Below are 17619 nucleotides of genomic sequence, written 5' to 3'. Positions count from 1 at the left end.
AAGGAGTATTACCGGCCTCAAACCGAACAGCGAACACAGGTCAGCGGTCTTACCACGAAAGCTGGTCACATGGACGCCGAGGTCGGCCTCAATGGTGGCGGCGATAGCGTGGCACTTGCGGGCCCTCAACTCCGACACCGCGCGCTGGCGCAGCCCACCCAGACGTTCGGCCTCGGCCGTAACGCCTTCAGCTCGTCAGCCTCAACGTACGCCGACGAGACAGAACCACGGTGTCCGTCAAAGCGGAGCAAGCTCACTAGTGCGGTGACCACTTAGGTTCACCTGGTCATTGCAGGCCGTACGGCTTGCGCTGTTTGATGCCTGCCTTCACTGTCGGTACCGGCCCGATCGGTACCGACCCATGGAGCAGCGCATGGCTGAGCCCGTCAAAGCCCGCCGATTAACCGACGCCGAGGGCCAGCTGCTCCAGCGCCTGGTCAGGCGAGGCACCCACGGCTCGATCCGGGTACGCAGAGCGTTGATCATCATGGCGTCCGCCAGCGGGACCCCGGCCCCGGCGATCGCCCATCTGGTCGCGGCCGATGAAGACACCGTCCGCGATGTCATCCACGCCTTCAACGAGCGCGGCCTGGAGGCGCTGGACCCTAAATGGGCGGGTGGCCGTCCCCGCCTGATCAGCACCGATGACGTGGAATTCATCACCCAGACGGCCCTGACGCGCCCAGAGAAACTGGGCCGTCCCTTCACGCACTGGAGTATCCGCAAGCTGGTCGCCTACCTGGCCGGCAACCCGGTCCGGATCGTCGGGATCGGCCGGGAACGGCTGCGGCAACTCCTGCGCGCACGCAAGATCTCCTTCCAGCGGACCCGCACCTGGAAGGAGTCCACCGACCCTGCGCGGGAGACCAAACTGGACCGGATCGAGGAGGTCACCGGCCGATTCCCGATGCGGTGTTTCGCCTTCGACCAGTTCGGGCCGTTGTCGATCCGGCCCTGTCACGGCAGCGGCTGGGCCCAGGAGGGCAGGCCGGATCGGCTGCCGGCCACCTATTCGCGCACCCACGGCATCCGCTACTTCCACGGCTGCTACAGCCTGGGCGAGGACCAGCTGTGGGGCGTCGTCCGGCGGCGTAAGGGCGCAGTTCACAGCCTGGCCGCGCTGAAGTCGATCCGGGCCGCCCGCCCGGACGGCGCCCCCATCTACGTGATCATGGACAACCTGTCGGCCAACAAGACCCCGCTGATCCGTGCCTGGGCGAAGAAGAACAAGGTGGAGTTGTGCCTGACCCCGACCAGCGCGTCCTGGGCCAACCCCATCGTGCGACACGAGGTCGCATGTGATGAGTGGAACTCAACGAAGGAGGTTCGGCTGATGTCGAGCGCGTAGTTCCGGTCCAGTGCGCAAGGACCGTCCCCACCTCGGCGTGCGTCGCGGGCAACCGTGGGGTGCGAAGCCCGGGGAAATGCCCAAGGGCCTCTGCTCCGTCCAGAGACCACAGGCGGGGGAAGACCGGACGGGCGAACGCAAGTGAATCCTCGATGACGCCCCGACATTGCCACTTCCGCCGACGGGTCGTACCAGCGGGAGATAGGGACCGGCCGTTGGAAGGCGGCGGGTGCCGACCGGAGGGATTGGGCCGGTCGGGAGCGCACCACCGTCCCCGGGGTTCAGAGGACGCCCACCCCGGTCGCATCTTATCCATGCGGAACGTGACAACCCCGATGGGGTCCGGCAGGGGTTTCCTGGCCGGTAGGCCAACCGCGAGGAAGGCAGAAACCCCCAGCGGGCGCAGGAAGGCCCGAGAAGCGAATGCCGGTGGCCGAAAGGCAGCAGGAAACCGGGACCGGACGCTGGCTCCTCTGCCGGCGGTCCCGCATCACTGGCCGGATAGAGATGGCTGTCTCGACCCGAAAGGGTGCTGACGCGGGCCTGGTGAGCCTGCGAGGAATCGACGTCAGGACGCCCGAGCCGAAGGACAAGTTGGACACCGATGAGCGGATATGCCCGCGCGATGGCGTCGGCGGCCCTTGAAGTGAACGGACCCGAGGACGACATCTTTGACTGGGATTCAGTGAACTGGGGCCAGGTCGAGGATGACGTACGGCGGCTGAGACGGCGGATCTTCGCGGCGTCGCAGGCAGGGGACCTTATCAAGGTCCGTAATTTACAGAAGTTGATGCTCCGCTCCCGCAGCAACGCGTTGTTGAGCGTGCGGCGGGTGACGGAGCTCAACACTGGCCGCAAGACGGCCGGGGTGGATGGCAAGGTGGCTCTGCTGGCTCAGGAGAAGGCCGATCTGGCCGCCTGGGTGCAGCACGATGCCGCCGCGTGGTCACCTCGTCCCGTCCGGCGGGTGTATGTGCCCAAAAGCAGCGGGCGCCGCCGCCCACTCGGCATTCCCGTGATCGCCGACAGAGCGTTACAAGCTCTGACAGCGAGTGCGTTGGAACCGGAGTGGGAAGCCCGGTTCGAACCGAAGTCCTACGGATTTCGGCCCGGCCGCGGCTGCCACGACGCGATCGTGGCCATCCACACCACGGCGAACCGCAGGGACGCCAAACGGCTGTGGGTGCTCGACGCCGATCTGGAGGCGGCATTCGACCGGCTCAGTCATGATCACATACTTGCTTCGCTGGGTTCCTTCCCCGCCCGGGGACTGGTCCGGCAGTGGTTGAAGGCGGGCGTGATCGAGGATGGCCGGTTCACGCCGACCAGCGAGGGATCTCCTCAAGGCGGGGTGATTAGTCCCGCGCTGATGAACGTGGCATTGCACGGCATGGAACAGGCCGCCGGGGTTAGGTATTGGGACGGCGACACCATGCGCGCCAATCCCAAATCCCCACTTCTGGTGCGGTACGCCGACGATGTGATCGCCCTGTGTCACACCCGTGAACAGGCCGAACAGGTCAAGGCGCAGCTATCTGGATGGCTGGCCCCCAGAGGTCTGATCTTCAATGAGGACAAGACCCGGATCACTCACCTGGACCAGGGAGTGGACTTCCTGGGATTCGAAATCCGGCGCTTTCGCGGCAAGCTGCTGACCAAGCCGAGCAAGGATGCGCTGCGGCGGATCCGGAGGCGGTTGTCGATCGAGGTGAAGGCCCTTCGCGGGGCCAACGCCGACGCGGTGATCGCCAGGCTCAACCCGATCATCAGAGGTTGGGCCGCCTACTACCGGACCGGGGTGTCCAAGCGCGCATTCAACGCGCTGGACGCTTACGTGTGGAGACTGGTCCACAAGTGGGCCACGATCTCCCACCCGAACAAGTCGAAGCGGTGGGTGATCGCCCGCTACTTCGGCATGTTCAACCCCTCCAGGCAGGACAGATGGGTGTTCGGAAGCCGGGAAACCGGGTTCTATCTCCGCAAGTTCACCTGGACGAAAATCGTCCGGCACCGGATGGTGGCAGGACGGGCGTCCCCCGACGACCCGGCCCTGACCGACTACTGGGCCGAGCGGCGACGCCGCACCAAACCCCCGGTTGACACAGCCACCTGGCGGCTCCTTCGCCAGCAACACGGCCGATGTCCGCTCTGCCGGGGCACGCTGCTGCACGCCGACCACGAACCGCAGAGCCCACGCGAGTGGGAACAATGGCTCACGGCCACGCGCAAAGCGATCCGCAAACACGCGATCGTGCCCGCCGTGGGGCTCGGCACGCCGGACGAACACGAACACGCCGCACCTAAGCTCATACACGTTTACTGCCGCCGCCGACTCAGCGACGGCGTGAACCCGGTACTTCTGTCTGCCCGCGAGCCTTTGGGTCTTGCTTGAGCCGGTTGCCTGGAAAGCGGGCACGGCCGGTTCTGAGGGGGCCCCGGCGCAGCAATGCGCCGGGGCTACCCGACGAGGCCCAGTTCGGCCCCTTGCGCAGCTTCGTGATGGGCAACTCCACCCATCCCAACCACACCGTGCTGGCCCGCAAGCTCCAGGCCTACCTGCGCTGGCGCAACGCCAACGCCCGTCACCCCGACGTGCTGGCCGCACAACGACGGGAACGCGCCCGGGTCCGCAGCGAGAAACAACGCCGATGGGGACGCCCCAAGACCCGAGCCGCGTGATCAACCAACCCGGTGAACGTTCATGGTCACCGCACTAGTGATAGACGCAACCTACATATGTGCGTCCGACGCGCCATTTGCTAGAAGGGTGGGGGAAGCCGCCGCCTTTCCTTGAGTCAGATCGCCCGATGATTAAGGGGCGCAGCTTTGCCGGGCCACCATCGAACGCGATGGGCGCGACAGACACTCACCGTCAGGCCCAGCGCTGTGGACTGGACAAACAGCTCCGAGTCGATCAACCGTACCTGGGACGGAGGGACGGTGATGGTAGAGACAGCGATTCATGAGCTTCGGCCGGGGCCGGTCTGAGCCTCGGTGCGCGGGCGCACGTATGAGCAGGTGCTGTGGCGGAAGGTCTTCCCCGGTACCGACGACCAGGTTCCAAGGGCGCGTCATGTCCGTCCCCTGCGGCAGGTACCAAGCCCCAGGCACAGGACGTGGTCACGGTGCCGACCGGCCGAGAGCCGCGCCCGGTCGCCGAGTTCCTGCGTGCACGCGGCTGTCTTTGCCTGACCCCAGCGGGGCGTTTGGTCAGGTCGTGTCGGTGGGGCTGAGTCCGGTGTCGGGGCGGCGGCGGTAGGCGGCGAGATCGGCGAACTGGCCAGAGTTTGCCCAGTCCGTGCTGCTGTCGTCGACCTTGCATCCGGCCAGCTGGAGCCGGTTCGCGATTTTGGCCCGGCACGTGGGGGTGTCGGTGAGCCGGATGTAGTTGCGGCCGCCGAGATCGTTCACCGGTCGCTGATCCCCCGCCAGCAGGATGACGGTGCGATCAGGGTAGGTGGCCAGCGCCATTCCCATCTCCAGCAGGACGTTGGGCCGCGCCTGCAGGCCGGATTGCGTTTCGTGTGGATGCTCGTCCGGCCCCCACAGATCGGAGTGGAGTCTGACCGTGTCATCGGGTGTCATGACGACGACCGCGGCCTGGGCCGTGACTAGGGCACGGGCGATAACGTCGCCGATGAACGGCGCCGTCTGGCCGGTCTCTCTGACCAGCGACTCCCAGTCGAGGGGCCGCAGGTCGAGTTCGCGCAGGAACCCATATACCGCCCGCCGCGCCTGATCGTCCCTGCCGTAGATGACGAACACGTTCCGCGCCCGGTCGGGGGACGGCCCCGATGCGTCCTCGGCCGCCTGGCGTGCGGGGGCCGCTTGCGCGGCCGCCGATCGCGCCGGCGCCAGGCGCCGAGCTCGCAGGGCGGAGGCTTTGACGACATCCAGGTCGTCGCCGAGCTGGGTGACGAACCACCGCGCGAGGTCGCGGTCGTCGGCGAACGGGCCGCCCGGGGTGAGTAGTTCCGGCCGGTTGGCCACCAGTTCCAGATTGGCCATCGCGATCTCGACGGAACGCCGCAGTTCTCGTAGATCCGCCGCCATCAGCAGGGCGTCGAAGTCGTCGAGCGGGGACAGGTCGATCGCGCGCCGATCGTGCCCGGCGCGCCGCAACTCGGCCTCCATCGCCTGAATCGCCGTACGCAGTTCCCGGGTGCGGCGATCGCGCTGCCAGACGCGGAGGTGGAAGCGCATTTTCGCGGCCTGTAGGAGGTAGCGCGCCAGTGGCGGTATCGCCGGGCGTCCGTCGGACCAGGTCCATGCACTCGCCTGGGCGGCGTTCTCAGGAGGGAACGCGAGCACCAGCCGGCGCAGCGTACGGTCGTCCCGGCCGCGCTGCGGCTCCCACAATGTGAGGCCATCGCTCGTCACGATCGGGTAGTCCCAGTTGACCGGTTCGCCGTCGTCGGGCAGTGACTCGGCCAGGTGGCCCGGAAGGGAAGCGTCCACGGACGGCCTGACCTTGGCGAGGTAGATCCGGGATTCGCCGATGAAGAGCCGGGAGTGCGCCGCGCTGATCGCCGCCCACTCGCTGTCCAGTCGCCGCCACCACGACGTGTCACGTCCCATTGAGGCGGTGTCCTCCGCCGGGGCGAGGGCCACTGACAGGTTCAGCACGTCATGGTGTACTCGCAGTACGGCTTGGCAGTCGGCCCCGCGACGCTCCTGAAGCGCGATGGGCGCCTCGCTTCCGATCTTCGCCTGGTCGAACGCGGCCCGCCATTCGCTGGGCAGCACCTCGGGCAGGCCCACTCCGGGGACGTCGTCGCGCATGCCGAACACCTGGCGGCAGCCCAGCCAGATCTCGCTCAGCGCCCGATAAGCCCTGGTCGCGTACGGGCCGTCCGTAGGTGCGTACAGATGAACGACCATCTGCTGGTCGACGACCTCGGTCATCGGGATTCGCTCCCGTCTTCTCCAGAGTCGTCGTGCGTGCCGGACAGAAGGTGGATCAGGGTGTTGATCTGCTCGCGGATGGGCGGCGGCGGAGGGCCGGTCGGGGCGGCCCCGATTCTGGTGATCCGCGTGGGGCCCTCCGCCTTCAAATTGGCGGTCGCCTGGCGGAGCCCGTCGTGGTCGCCGGTGCGCTGCGCGGCCGCCATGACATCGAGAAGTGCGGCGATCCGCTCCCATCGCGGATCGGATAATTCCCATGTCAGCACTTTTTGGAGAATTTGCGCTGCTTTGTCGTTATTTCGGGCGTTATCGGTAGGTAGCACGGATCGGAGTTTAATGTCACCCAATCCTGCGCGGAAGTTCATCCCGGACGAAAGTGGCCACGTCCAGCATCCCGATCTTTTCCAGCGCCGTGGGAGGCACGATAATGCGCAGCTCAGGGCAGAAGAATTGGGTCCGCGACCGGGCGACGAAAGATTCGATGATCAGCACGAGCAGGTCGCGCGGGCGCGCACCCTGAATACGGGCCAGCCCCGATCCGACGAGCGGCATCGCGAGGGGAGCCTGCTGGCCGTAGAAATAGACGGCATCCCACAGCTTGTCCAGGCTCAGCCGCAGGTCGTCCAAACTGGAGCGGGCGATCAGATTGTTGCCCATCCGGCTGTATGCGACCGCGAACACGCAGCGCCCCTCGGAGCGCAGCATGGCCACGGTTCCGATGGGGTAGCGGGTGCGCTTTCCGCGTGGCTTGGCGGCGGCGGCCTCGGTGCCGATCGGCGTGACATCGCGCAACGCGGACCTGAGTTGCCGTTGGAGACGTACACGGTTATTGCCGTACAAATGGCTCAACAACTGAGCCTGCACGCTTCGGGTGCTGATCACGATGCCGTCGGCTGCGGTGTCGAACGTGTCGGTGAAGCCGACCACGAGATGGGCGTCGTCGTGCGCGAAGAGGTCGCCGGACGTGACGACCAGCGACATGGCCGGATCGGTGAACTCATACCGGTAGACCTCGCCGTTGTTCCTGGCGTGGAGCCGCTCACGTAGCGCCCGGAGCGATCCGGCGAGTTCGGCGTCGTCGGGCAGGTCGACGGCGAGCATCCGGGCGATGAGCTCCGCCTTGTCGGGCAGGCCGATGGCGATGTACGCGTGCATGAGGTCACGCTTGGCCGCCTGCTGCAGGGCGACGAGCCGGCTGATGGGTCCTGCGGCGAACGGGTAGCTCTTGACGTCGAAGAACGGTTCTCCGCGCCACAGGTCGAGTGCCTTGATCAGTAACTCGGCGGCCTCGGTCGGAGACGATTGGCGGGCCCCGCCGACGAGCTCCTCGAACTGGAAGACGTCCACGTCGGCGGCGCCGAGGTCGAGCCGGTAGGCGGTCACCGCCCCGCGTTCGGTCCTGATGACAGTGGAGTTCTTGCCGGGGTTGGCGGGGTCGAGGATCCGGCGGAGATCCATGATCCGTTGCTGTACGAGGATCTTGGCCGGCCTGCCGGTCGGAGATCTGGGGCCTGGCCAGACGTCGGCGTAGATCTCGTCGACGGTAACGGGCCGGCCCTGCGCCACTACGAGCCGGGCGAGAACGGCGACAGCCTTGGGAGCAAGGCCGATGACTCGCCCGTCGAGCTCAACCATTATCTGACCGAGTACCTTAACGACCACATGGCTCCATATCGTGAATAATGCTGTGATTTCATCATATTCAGGCATGGTGGGCATGGGTGCGATTGGAGTGCTAAATGTTATACCGTGCTGGTCTGTCACAGCTCCTGGAGGAGTCGTGAATCTCGATTCAATGCGAAACTCCTTCATAATGACCGCGCTGGAGGCCCTCGACTGGACAGCGGAAGAATGCGATCTTGAGCATCCGATGACAACCTCCGCGTCTTCCTCATGCTCGCCCGGGTCGATCTCCGGGCCGAGTGGCACCGGGATCTGGCTGCATTTCCCGGAGCCGGACTCAGAAGACGAGCAGGACCCGCAGCCACCCCGCTCGGAACGTTGGGACGGCGCGCCCGTGAACCTGCGCTCTCGCGATACGCGCAGCCATCCTGCTTGCCTGGCGGACACCGCGGCCGCGCGCCGCACCGCGCGGCACACCCTGGCAAGGTTGCTCATGGCGTGGGTCGAGTTCACCGGCATGTCGCCCACGTTCGCGAGCCACCTGGAGGAGACCCTCGAACACCTGTGCGCGGCGGTCGGCCCGAGCCCCGAGGACGATCCAGCGGGCGTCGCCCAGCCTGTCGAACCTGGGACCGCGCTGCCACAAGCGGTGCAGGCGATGGTGGCGGAGCTCCGATCCGCCCTCGAGTCGAGGCGTCGCGAAGAACGGCTGACCGCGCTGCTTGGCTGGCTGTGGGACGCCGTCGCCGAGCCGATCCTCGATCACTTGGGGGCCGTCGAGCCGCTACGCGGAGACGCCTCGGATCGGAGGATCTGGTGGTGTCCGTCCGGATTACTGTCCTTCCTGCCGCTGCATGCGGACGGATACCACGCGACCAGGGACGATCGGCGCCCTCGCACGGTCCTCGATCGGGTGATCTCCTCGTACGCGCCCACGGTCAGGACGCTGAGCCACGTGCGCCGGGCGGCCCGCCCTACGACGGGCCGGAGTCGACCCTCGTGGTCGCCGTGGCCGAAACTCCGGGTGAGGCGCCGCTGACAGGAGCCGTCGACGAGGCGAACATGCTGCGTGAAAGGTCGGGCAAGGTCACTGTTCTCCGGGATGCGAAGGCCACCCGTGCTGCGGTCACTGCGGCCCTTGGCGATCACCGGCGGGCGCACTTCGCCTGCCATGCAAGGAGTGATCTCGATGATCCCTCCGCCGGGCATCTGCTGCTGCACGACGGTGTGTTCGCTGTCGCCGAGGACATCACCGGCGAGGACGACCTGGCCGGCGCGGCGAGCGCGCTGAACCGCGCCATCAGGGATCAGCGTGACCTCATACCCGACAAGCCGTGGGCGTGGGCGGCGCATGTGCACTGCGGTCCCTGACTCCGCAGCGCGCCGGAAGCACTTCATAAGCGGCGCGCGGCTTTCGGCTGAAGCGCCGTCGCCTGTTGCCTGGAGGGGTGTCCAGAGGAAATCGCGCTCGCCGGGAAGGCGAGGAGAACGGCCGGATCGACCTGTCCTCGGCGGCTGCGCTGGGGGAGACCGACGGCCGCGACCCGCAGTACGTCGACATCGCCGATCAGACGCCGCAGTATCCTCCGCGCGGCCTGGCCGAGATCTTCGCCCAGGTAAAGGCGGATCTGTGTGCACTAATCGAGGGCCGCGACGAACGGGTGAGCACGATTGACCGCACGGCCGCCGAGAAGTACGTCACGGTTGAGAACCTGCTCAACCGCAAGCTGGAGATCAACCGCGAGCTCCAGGAAATTGAGGAGAGGATCGAAAAACTCCGCCGGGCGCTGCCCGGTCCCGGTCCGCAACAGGCCGCGACGGGTCAGGACCAGTGGGGCGTCGAACTTGAGCGGATCAGGATCGACCGCCGCAAGATTCTCACTTCCGATGGGCAGATCCGGCACGCGGTGCCCGATCTGGTGAGCTGGATCAAGGGTGCCGACGTGGATCGGCGTCAGGCGCATCGCCAGTTCCTGAGTCAGGCCGACAGCGTCCTGGAGCATGCCAAAGCCCTGGTCGCGGCGTACCTGCACGGGTTCAACCGGCGGCATCCCCGGCGCGAGCGGTTGCGGGCCGGCTGGCACCCGGCCGCACCCGAGCTGCCCGCCGAGGGGACGGCTGACCTTCCGGCGTTCAGTGTCGACCTCGACGCACTCCGGGAGCTCTGGCACCTCTTCCTATGGCTCTACCGCCGCTCCGACTGAGATCGAAGAATCGAGGAGACCCGCCATGGCCCGATGGGCGCATCTCATAGTGGTGTTCCTGGCTCTCCAGGCAACGGCCTGCTGCATCGACTGCCCCAAGCCGCTTGCCAAGTGCGGTGTCGCCGTCGACACCACGAGCTATGCGACCCATGTGGAGACGGAGAGGTTCATCGACGACTCGCTGCTGTCCTTCGCCACGGCGAACTGCGGCTGGATGGGCTTCGCCGCGATCAGCGGCCGATCGCAGGGCACATCATGCCAGCGTCCGGCGCTTGAGCTGGTCGCCAACGAGCAGGAGAACCCGAACTCCAGTCCGCGGCGCGCCGATCAGGTCCGCCGGTTCAAGCTCGGGAACGTCAACCCGTCCGCCCAGTGGTTGCGGACCTGCCACGACGGTAGTCCTGGGTCGGACATCCTGGGGTCGCTGCGCGCGTTGGCCGACACCATGCAAGCTGGCCCCAAGGGACTCGCGGGCAGTCAGATCGTCATTTACAGCGATCTGATGAACAACGTCGAGCCTCTCCGGCTCGACCAGGGTGACTATTCCCAGGCGGGGGCACGCGCCGCCAAGGTGCGCGACCTGCGCGCGGCCAACCAGCTGCCGGTGTTCCGTGACAAGCCGACGATCACGGTTCGTGGATTCAACCTGCTCGTGGGACGGGACCCCAGCCGGGCTCCGCAGGTCAAGCTCATGTGGCTGGACATCTTCGCCGCGAGCGGTGCCGGGGAGGTGACCTTCCCGTGAGCTGGCAGCCCGCTCGTTATGCCTTACCCGACTTCGCCGAACTCGCCGAAAAGGCGCGCAGGTCCTCACCCGAGACGGCGCGGCGATCAGGTGCCGACGCGGGTGCCGTACTCGGCGCCGGATATGAGCCGCTAGGCCTCAACGACATCTGCGCCCAGCGGAAGTTGCGGCTCAGTGAACTGGCCGCGCACGCCGAGGCGCAGCGGAGAACGGCCCGGGAGTTGCTGAGCAACCACGACAGGTCGCTACCGGACGACGACCTTGCCGGTCTCGTCGCGGCCCGCGAAGAAGCCCGGCACACGGTCGCGCAACTCTCGGCCAGAAGCTCGGTCCGCCCCGGTGACGGCTACGCCAGCGAGGTGGCGATCAAGGGGGGATTCGGTCGGCGCCTGCGGAAGGTGGGCCCGCCCTTCCTGCTGCTGATCGCCCTGCTGGCCGTGGACATTCCCATCTACTACCAAACTCTCCTTGATCTCGGGATCAGCGGACTGATGACCGCTGCTCTGGGTGTTGCGGCCGTGCTCGTGTTCGGCTTCGGCCCCCACCTGTACGGGCGGAAGTTCCGCGAATGGCAAGAGGAGGGCACCGCACCGCGAAGCGCCCGGGAATTCAGTCTGCGGGACTGGATCTCCCGGCCCTCCATGATGATCGTGCTACCGGTCCTCTGGCTCGTCACGATCACCGCTGTCACGTGGGCTCGCCTGCAGACACTCGTCTCGCTCGCGCAACCCGTCCCTGGAGACCCGGCATCGGTCGTCGGCCCGGCCATCGTCACCATCGGCGCCGTCCCCATGCTCATCCTCCTCCTCACTTTGGTGATCTTCACTGGAATCATCGCGATGGAGACGGGCCGTCGCATGGGCAACCCCAACGACCGGCTGCTCAAGGACGCCAGGGCCCAGGTGCGCGAACTGGAAGAGCGACTTTCCGCGGCCAGGCAGCGGGTGGGCGAGGCCGCCCAATATCGGAACCGGCTGACGGAGATCTCCGATCCGCAGAAGCCGTACGAGCACGAACTGATCGAACAGATTCACCGCGGCTACGACCTGGTGGAGAGCAGCTATGTCACCGCCCATCTCGAAGAGTTCGGCCCCGTCAGCCCCGACGTGGCCGCCCGTGCCGGGGACATCCTCGCGGATCATCGGAAAGCCCATCATTGAGTCGCGCGCCGATCGGAGCACCGATGGAGCCGGGGCACCCCTCTCCCAGGCGAATTTTCGCGAACATCATCCAGTTTCTGCGGGCCAGCACTTGGTCCGAATCGGAACACATCCTGATCGCGCACCCGGAGCTGCTCGAACCGCTGGCCGAGCTAATCATGACCCACATCGCCAACAACCCGGCGATGACCCCGATGATCTATCCCGGCATGGTGAGCTCCCAGGCGGCGGGCCTGATCAGGATGCACGAGGCCCTGCTGGCCCGATGCCGCGAGATCGGTGTCCAGGGCGCATTCGCCGAGATGACCGGCGACCGACCGATAACATCATGAGGAGCCCCACGTGTCTCAGCTGGAACGCAAAGGACCGTTCAACTCGCGGCCGGTCGTCTTCTGGACAACGGTCGTGGCGGTGGGCGCTTTCACCGTCGGCCTGTTCCAGCTCTTCGGAGCAATGGCCGGCGATGATGCCCCGCCGCCGGTTCCAGGGCCGACCACGACCGTTTTCCGAACGATCGCCGTCCCCGCGAGCAGCGCCCCCACTACCGAACCGCCCGGCAGCACGGTTTCCACGACCGAATCGCCTACCCCGGGGGCCGAAGCCACGCCCCCAGCGGCAGGCGGACCGGCCCTGCCGTACACCGCCGACTGGTCCCACGACCTGGACGGTTGGGTCACGATCGGCGACAGCTGGCACCAGACCTCTGGCATGCTGGTCAACGACGGCACCTCCGGTGACGACCAAATGTCGATCTCCGCCCCGTTCCGAATGGACCAGCTGACGGACTACGCGGTTGAAGCCGATATTCAGCTCGTCACGTATGGCTCGCGCCTGTTCACCTCCTATCGTTCCTTCGGTCTTGTCGTCCGGGCGTCGGAAACCGGAGACGGCGGCTACAATCTCGGCCATTGTTCGGCATCCGGCCTGTTGTCCTGCACGGGCGAAGCCGAACAGGAAAGCTACTTCGCCGTGATCAAGTTAACCGGTGACCGCAATCGCGCGCTCAGCCGCCGGGACTTCCGCCCGAGTACGCAATGGCACCACTACCGCGCCGAAGTCCGCGGCAATGCGATAACACTCGTCGTCGATGGCGCCATGGTGCTACGCACGACGGACAACACCTACCTCGAAGGCGGCTATGTCGGCCTGTGGAGCAACAACACCCAGATCAATATCCGAGATATTCGGATAACCGCGCTAAGCTGAATGATGCGTGTGGAGGGAACTGTGAATTCCGAAAGCCGATCATCGGTCAACGCCGCGAGGTCGCTGCACAACAAGGCGATCTTTCTTGCCCGGTCGGGGCGGCATCGCGAGGCGCTGCCCCTCATCGACCAGGCCATCGGCCTCCTTAGACAGTTGACGAAATACGAAGGCGCCACCTCGCTCAGCTACCAGAAGGAACTGGCCGCCTCGCTCATCGCATGCGGGTCCATGCTGGATAACACCGGAGAATCGCACAGAGGACTTCAGATAGCCACCGAGGCGGCCGATCTATGTCACTACATCGTTGAGCGCGTGCCACGAATGTGGATCGAGGAATTCGTAGCGAGCCGCTGCCTTCAGGCGATCATCCTGATGGGAGACGGATTGCTCCTGCTTGGTGCCAAGGACGCGGTGAAGCCCCTGATCATCGCCTCGATGTATGCCAGTGAGAATTTGGATCAGGGTGCCCGACAGTATCTCGACGAGGTCGTCGGGTTGCTCCGCAGGGCATACCGGGAGGACTCCGATGGTGTGGCCAAAGAATTCCAGCGGATCACCGGAAGTCCCGTGCCCCGATGGGTCAGCGATTCCGTCGGCTGAGCGAGTTGGACCGGGAGGGTCCCATGCGAGAACGTCTGCTCGACGCGATCCGCAAACGGATCGATGCTCTGGACGCCACGGGCGACTCAGCTCATGTTTTAGCCGCCCGCGCTGTCGCCGATGCAGCGGAATTGATGAACCTGGTGGCCGACCCGGCCGAAGACCTGGAAGTGGCGTATGTGATCGGGTGGTTCCACTGGGTGCGCTACGAGGTCCTGCCAAAGGGCGACGGCCAAAAGGACCTGCTGGCCGCAATGGTGTTGCTGACTCCGGTGTATGAGGCTTTCCCGGAGCGTGTGCCCGAGCCCTTACACGAATTCTATCGGCAGCACCTGGGCGCGCGCAGCGGACCGCGCCGTCCTGAGCAACAGAACGACGAGGCCGTTGACCTGCTCGGCTCCTACGAGGAGACCGGCGAGCTCTCCGCTCTGCATCAGGCGGTCGAACTGCTCCGCAATGCCATGGATGCCACTTCTCCCAGCCACTATGGCCGCATCCAGATACTGTCCAACCTCGGCGGAGCCCTGGCGCGCCTGTCCGAGCGGCAACAGCACAGGGATCCGTCGATGCTGGAGGAGGCGGTTCGGCTCGGCCGGGAGGCGGTGACGGCAACCCCACCCAACCATCCGGCTCCTCCGCAACATCTGAACGAGCTCGGGCTCACCCTGCTAGTAGTCTTCCGGAAGACGCAGGAGCTTTCGACTGTACGAGAGGCAGTCGAGATGTTCAGACAGGCGCTGGACGGCGCCCCAGTAGACCACCCCGCCCGCGGCCGCATGCTGGCCAACCTGGGAATCGCCCTCCAGGCTGAGGGCACCCCGGCCGGAGCGGTTTCTCTGCTCGACGAGGCCGCTCAGAGCCTCCATCAGGCGCTGGATCTCACTCCGCCTGACAGCCTTGTCCGTGGTGCGATGTTGTTCTCTCTCGGAAGCGTCCTATATGACCATTTCCGGCTAAATGGGGATGGCACCCTGCTGGACGAGGCGGCTCGAGTCAGCCGCGCTGCCGTGGCAGCCACCCCGGCCGTCGGTCCGGCCCGAGCCAACCATCTGAACAGCCTCTCCACCGTCTTGCGAACGCAATTCGAATGGACCGACGAACTGGCGCTGCTGTACGAGTCGGCCCAAACCGGCCGGGAGGCGGTGTCGGCAATCACCCCGGATCACCCCAGCCATGCCCTGTTCTCCGGGAATCTCGGCGGTGTCCTCCAGCATCTGGCGCGGCGAATCGGGGATACCGGGCTGCTCCGAGAGTCGGTTCGGCTCGGCCGGGATGCGGTGGCGACCGCCTCCACCGACCATCCTGGCCGTGCCGTGATGCTGTCCAATCTGGCGGGCGCCCTATGCGAAACGTTCCGGCAGAACGGAGAGCTTCCGGTGCTCTATGAGGCTGTGCAGGTTGCCCGGGATGCAACCGAAGCCGTTTCGCTGGGCGGCCCGGGCCGCGCTTTCTATTCCTCAAATCTTGGAAGCGCCTTGGCGATGCTGTTCGAGCAGGTGGGCCAATTGCCCGTCCTGCGAGACGCGGTGCAAGCCGGCCGGGACGCGGTGGAGGCCACTCCGTCCGGTCATTCTGACCGCGCCAGGTACTCCTCCAATCTCGCGGCAACCTTGGCACGAGAATTCGAGTGGACCGGTCGGCTTCCGACACTGCGAGAGGCAGTGCAGGCCGCCCGTGATGCCGTGGTGGCCATCCCACCCGGCCATTGGGCCCGTGGTATGCATTTGGCAAGCCTCGCGAGCATTCTGCAAACCTTGTCTGAGCAGACCGGCGAGTTCTCCGTCCTCCAGGAAGCGGTGCAAGCCGGCCGGGACGCTGTGGCGGCCACCTCGCCCGACCACGCAGATCGGCCGACGACTCTTTCCACCCTGGCCGGTATCCAGTTCAATGTTTACCGCAGGACCCTTGACCTCGCGACGCTGGAACAGGCGATTGAGGCTGCCCGCAACGCATTAAATGCCACTTCACGTGACCATTCAGCCCATGCCCTGTATTCCTCCAACCTTGGGATCGTCCTGCAAACACTGTCTGATCGCGCCGATGAACTTCCAGTGCTCTGCATGGCAGTTGAAGCATTCCGAGAGGCGGCGGCCACGACACCACGTGATCATCCTGGCCGTGCCATGTACTGTTCCAACCTCGCAGGAGCCCAGAAGGCCATGTTTCAGCGGACAGGCGAGCTGTCGGCGCTACACCAGGCAGAACAGGCCATCCGCGACGCGGTGGATATCACCCCGATCGACCACCCGAACCGAGCGGGATATTCATACAACCTGGCGGGTATCTTGCAAGCTCTGTTCGACCATGACGGTGACCCTGCGACGCTGGCTCAGGCGAAGGTGCACTTCGCGGAGGGCGCCACCGCAACGATGGCCCCGATCTGGATAAGGATCGCCTCGTACAGAGGACTGGGATGGGCCGCGATGTCAGTAGGCGACAGCGTGAGCGCACTCGCCGCCTATGAGAACGCGATCACCCTGGTACCCCAGATAGCTCCGCGCCGCCTTTCCCATCCCGATCGCGAACATGGCCTTGGCGCGATCGCCGGGCTGGCCGCAGAAGCAGCCTCGGCTGCTGTCGCGGCAGGCCAGCCCGAGCATGCGGTGGAACTCTTGGAGCAAACACGCGGAGTGCTGCTGGCCGAAGCCATGGACACTCGAGGAGAATTCCGCGAACTACAGACTCAAGAATCCGCTCTGGCCGAGGAACTCGCGGACCTGCGCGACGCGATGGATGCCGTCGACCGCATGGGCACCGACGACACCGGCAGAATCACGAGAGAACTTCGCGTCCCCTACCTAGAACAGCTCAGGCAGCCGAACTCCTTGGAGCTGATTCGGCAACTGGAGTCCCAGCGCGAGCAACTGGCCCAGCAATGGGACGCACTGCTCGGCAGAATCCGTTCCCTGCCCAACCAGAGCGGATTTCTGCTCCCACCCCCGATCGCCGCTCTGCAAAGCGCCGCGATCGACGGGCCGGTGGTTATGGTGAATGTGAGCCGATATCGGGGGGATGCGTTGATTCTCGGCAACAATTCCGACCGTCCGGTGCGAGTTGTCGCTCTGCCCGGTCTTACCCGCGCCGTCGTACTCGAACAGGCCAACCGCTTCCTCACCGCGCACGGAGCCGAGGACGACTCTATCTCGGAAGGAGAGATGCTTGCGGTATTGAGCTGGCTGTGGGACGAATGCGCCGAACCAATCCTGAATTCCCTCGGATTCCCAGGTTCTCCCAAACCAGGCCAACCCTGGCCACGCCTGTGGTGGTGTCCGGTGGGAGAGATGGCCTTCTTTCCTTTGCACGCCGCCGGGCACCACGTCGGCATCGGGGATTCTTACGAAGCCACTCGAACGGAAGAACCTCGCACGGTAATCGACCGAGTCGTCTCCTCATATATCCCCACCATTCGCGCCTTGCAGTATGCTCGCCAAGCCCGTAGCAGTCCTCCCGCTGTTCCGGAATCGGGTGAAACGCCAACGGGGGCGCTGATCGTTGCGATGCCTGACACGCCGGGTGCCTCCCGGTTGTCCGGCGTCTCGGATGAGGCTCAGCGTCTGACCGAACTCGTGGTCGCCACCCAAATCCTCGCCGGGCCGCAGGCCACGTACGATGCCGTTTGGCTAGCTCTGCCTCGCCACCGAATCGCACACCTGGCCTGTCACGGATGCAGCGACTGGAACATGCCTGCGGACAGCCTGTTGTTGCTCCACGACTATCGCACCCGGCCGTTTACCGTCACGACCATTTCACGTTTGCAGCTGCCGCATGCGGAACTGGCATACCTGTCCGCATGCAGTACTACCGCAAGTAATCAGCGCCTCGCCGATC

General features: G+C 65.6%; 13 protein-coding genes and 2 pseudogenes. 12 read left to right on the top strand and 3 right to left on the bottom strand.

Annotated elements, in window-relative coordinates:
• Positions 1–373: 373 nt before the first annotated feature.
• The 3 genes and pseudogenes from Acor_RS39925 to Acor_RS39915 form a co-directional block, all read left to right on the top strand.
• Positions 374–1288: pseudogene (locus Acor_RS39925) on the top strand (IS630 family transposase); the annotation flags it as partial.
• A 664-nt stretch (positions 1289–1952) separates the two neighbouring features.
• Complete coding sequence (ltrA, locus tag Acor_RS39920; protein WP_155341968.1) at positions 1953–3740, top strand: group II intron reverse transcriptase/maturase; 1788 nt, start codon at positions 1953–1955, stop codon at positions 3738–3740.
• Between the two features lie 68 nt (positions 3741–3808).
• Positions 3809–4027: pseudogene (locus Acor_RS39915) on the top strand (IS630 family transposase); the annotation flags it as partial.
• A 531-nt stretch (positions 4028–4558) separates the two neighbouring features.
• Here the strand turns inward: Acor_RS39915 and Acor_RS39910 are convergent.
• Genes Acor_RS39910 through Acor_RS39905 form a run of 3 tightly spaced genes read right to left on the bottom strand, consistent with a single transcriptional unit; the run spans position 4559 to position 7972 of the window.
• Positions 4559–6253: a CATRA conflict system CASPASE/TPR repeat-associated protein gene (locus Acor_RS39910; protein WP_170317343.1), complete on the bottom strand. Its 1695-nt coding sequence runs from the start codon at positions 6251–6253 to the stop codon at positions 4559–4561.
• Positions 6250–6618, bottom strand: a complete 369-nt coding sequence (locus Acor_RS42690) for a CATRA system-associated protein (protein WP_308805725.1) — start codon at positions 6616–6618, stop codon at positions 6250–6252. Before Acor_RS42690 ends, Acor_RS39910 begins: the two co-directional genes overlap by 4 nt.
• Entirely contained in the window at positions 6593–7972 is a 1380-nt protein-coding gene (locus tag Acor_RS39905) for an AfsR/SARP family transcriptional regulator (protein WP_170317341.1), read from the bottom strand. Before Acor_RS39905 ends, Acor_RS42690 begins: the two co-directional genes overlap by 26 nt.
• Positions 7973–8369: 397 nt before the next feature.
• Between Acor_RS39905 and Acor_RS46680 the strand changes: the two genes are divergently transcribed.
• The 9 genes from Acor_RS46680 to Acor_RS39865 all read left to right on the top strand — a co-directional run.
• A complete protein-coding gene (locus tag Acor_RS46680) occupies positions 8370–8915 on the top strand; it encodes a CHAT domain-containing protein (RefSeq protein WP_170317340.1) in 546 nt (181 codons plus the stop codon).
• The gene (locus Acor_RS46675) at positions 8876–9247 is read left to right on the top strand and encodes a CHAT domain-containing protein (RefSeq protein WP_170317339.1); all 372 of its coding nucleotides are present in this window, start codon (positions 8876–8878) and stop codon (positions 9245–9247) included. Before Acor_RS46680 ends, Acor_RS46675 begins: the two co-directional genes overlap by 40 nt.
• Positions 9248–9324: 77 nt before the next feature.
• Entirely contained in the window at positions 9325–10080 is a 756-nt protein-coding gene (locus tag Acor_RS39895) for a hypothetical protein (protein WP_155341965.1), read from the top strand.
• Positions 10081–10105: 25 nt separating this feature from the next.
• Positions 10106–10825 carry a hypothetical protein gene (locus Acor_RS39890; RefSeq protein WP_155341964.1) on the top strand — a complete coding sequence of 240 codons (720 nt, stop codon included), beginning with the start codon at positions 10106–10108 and terminating at the stop codon, positions 10823–10825.
• A complete protein-coding gene (locus Acor_RS39885) occupies positions 10822–11985 on the top strand; it encodes a hypothetical protein (protein ID WP_155341963.1) in 1164 nt (387 codons plus the stop codon). Before Acor_RS39890 ends, Acor_RS39885 begins: the two co-directional genes overlap by 4 nt.
• Positions 11986–12008: 23 nt before the next feature.
• Positions 12009–12317, top strand: coding sequence for a hypothetical protein (locus tag Acor_RS39880; RefSeq protein WP_155341962.1), 309 nt, complete (start codon positions 12009–12011; stop codon positions 12315–12317).
• Between the two features lie 10 nt (positions 12318–12327).
• Complete coding sequence (locus tag Acor_RS39875) at positions 12328–13191, top strand: 3-keto-alpha-glucoside-1,2-lyase-like domain-containing protein (RefSeq protein ID WP_155341961.1); 864 nt, start codon at positions 12328–12330, stop codon at positions 13189–13191.
• A 21-nt stretch (positions 13192–13212) separates the two neighbouring features.
• A complete protein-coding gene (locus Acor_RS39870) occupies positions 13213–13791 on the top strand; it encodes a hypothetical protein (protein WP_155341960.1) in 579 nt (192 codons plus the stop codon).
• 23 nt (positions 13792–13814) lie between these two features.
• Positions 13815–17619 (top strand): CHAT domain-containing protein (locus Acor_RS39865; RefSeq protein WP_170317338.1); only part of this gene is annotated, 3805 nt, incomplete at its 3' end.

This window comes from Acrocarpospora corrugata, from assembly GCF_009687845.1.
GTDB classification, from domain to species: Bacteria; Actinomycetota; Actinomycetes; order Streptosporangiales; family Streptosporangiaceae; genus Acrocarpospora; species Acrocarpospora corrugata.
This window is presented reverse-complemented; position numbering and strand designations above follow the sequence as displayed.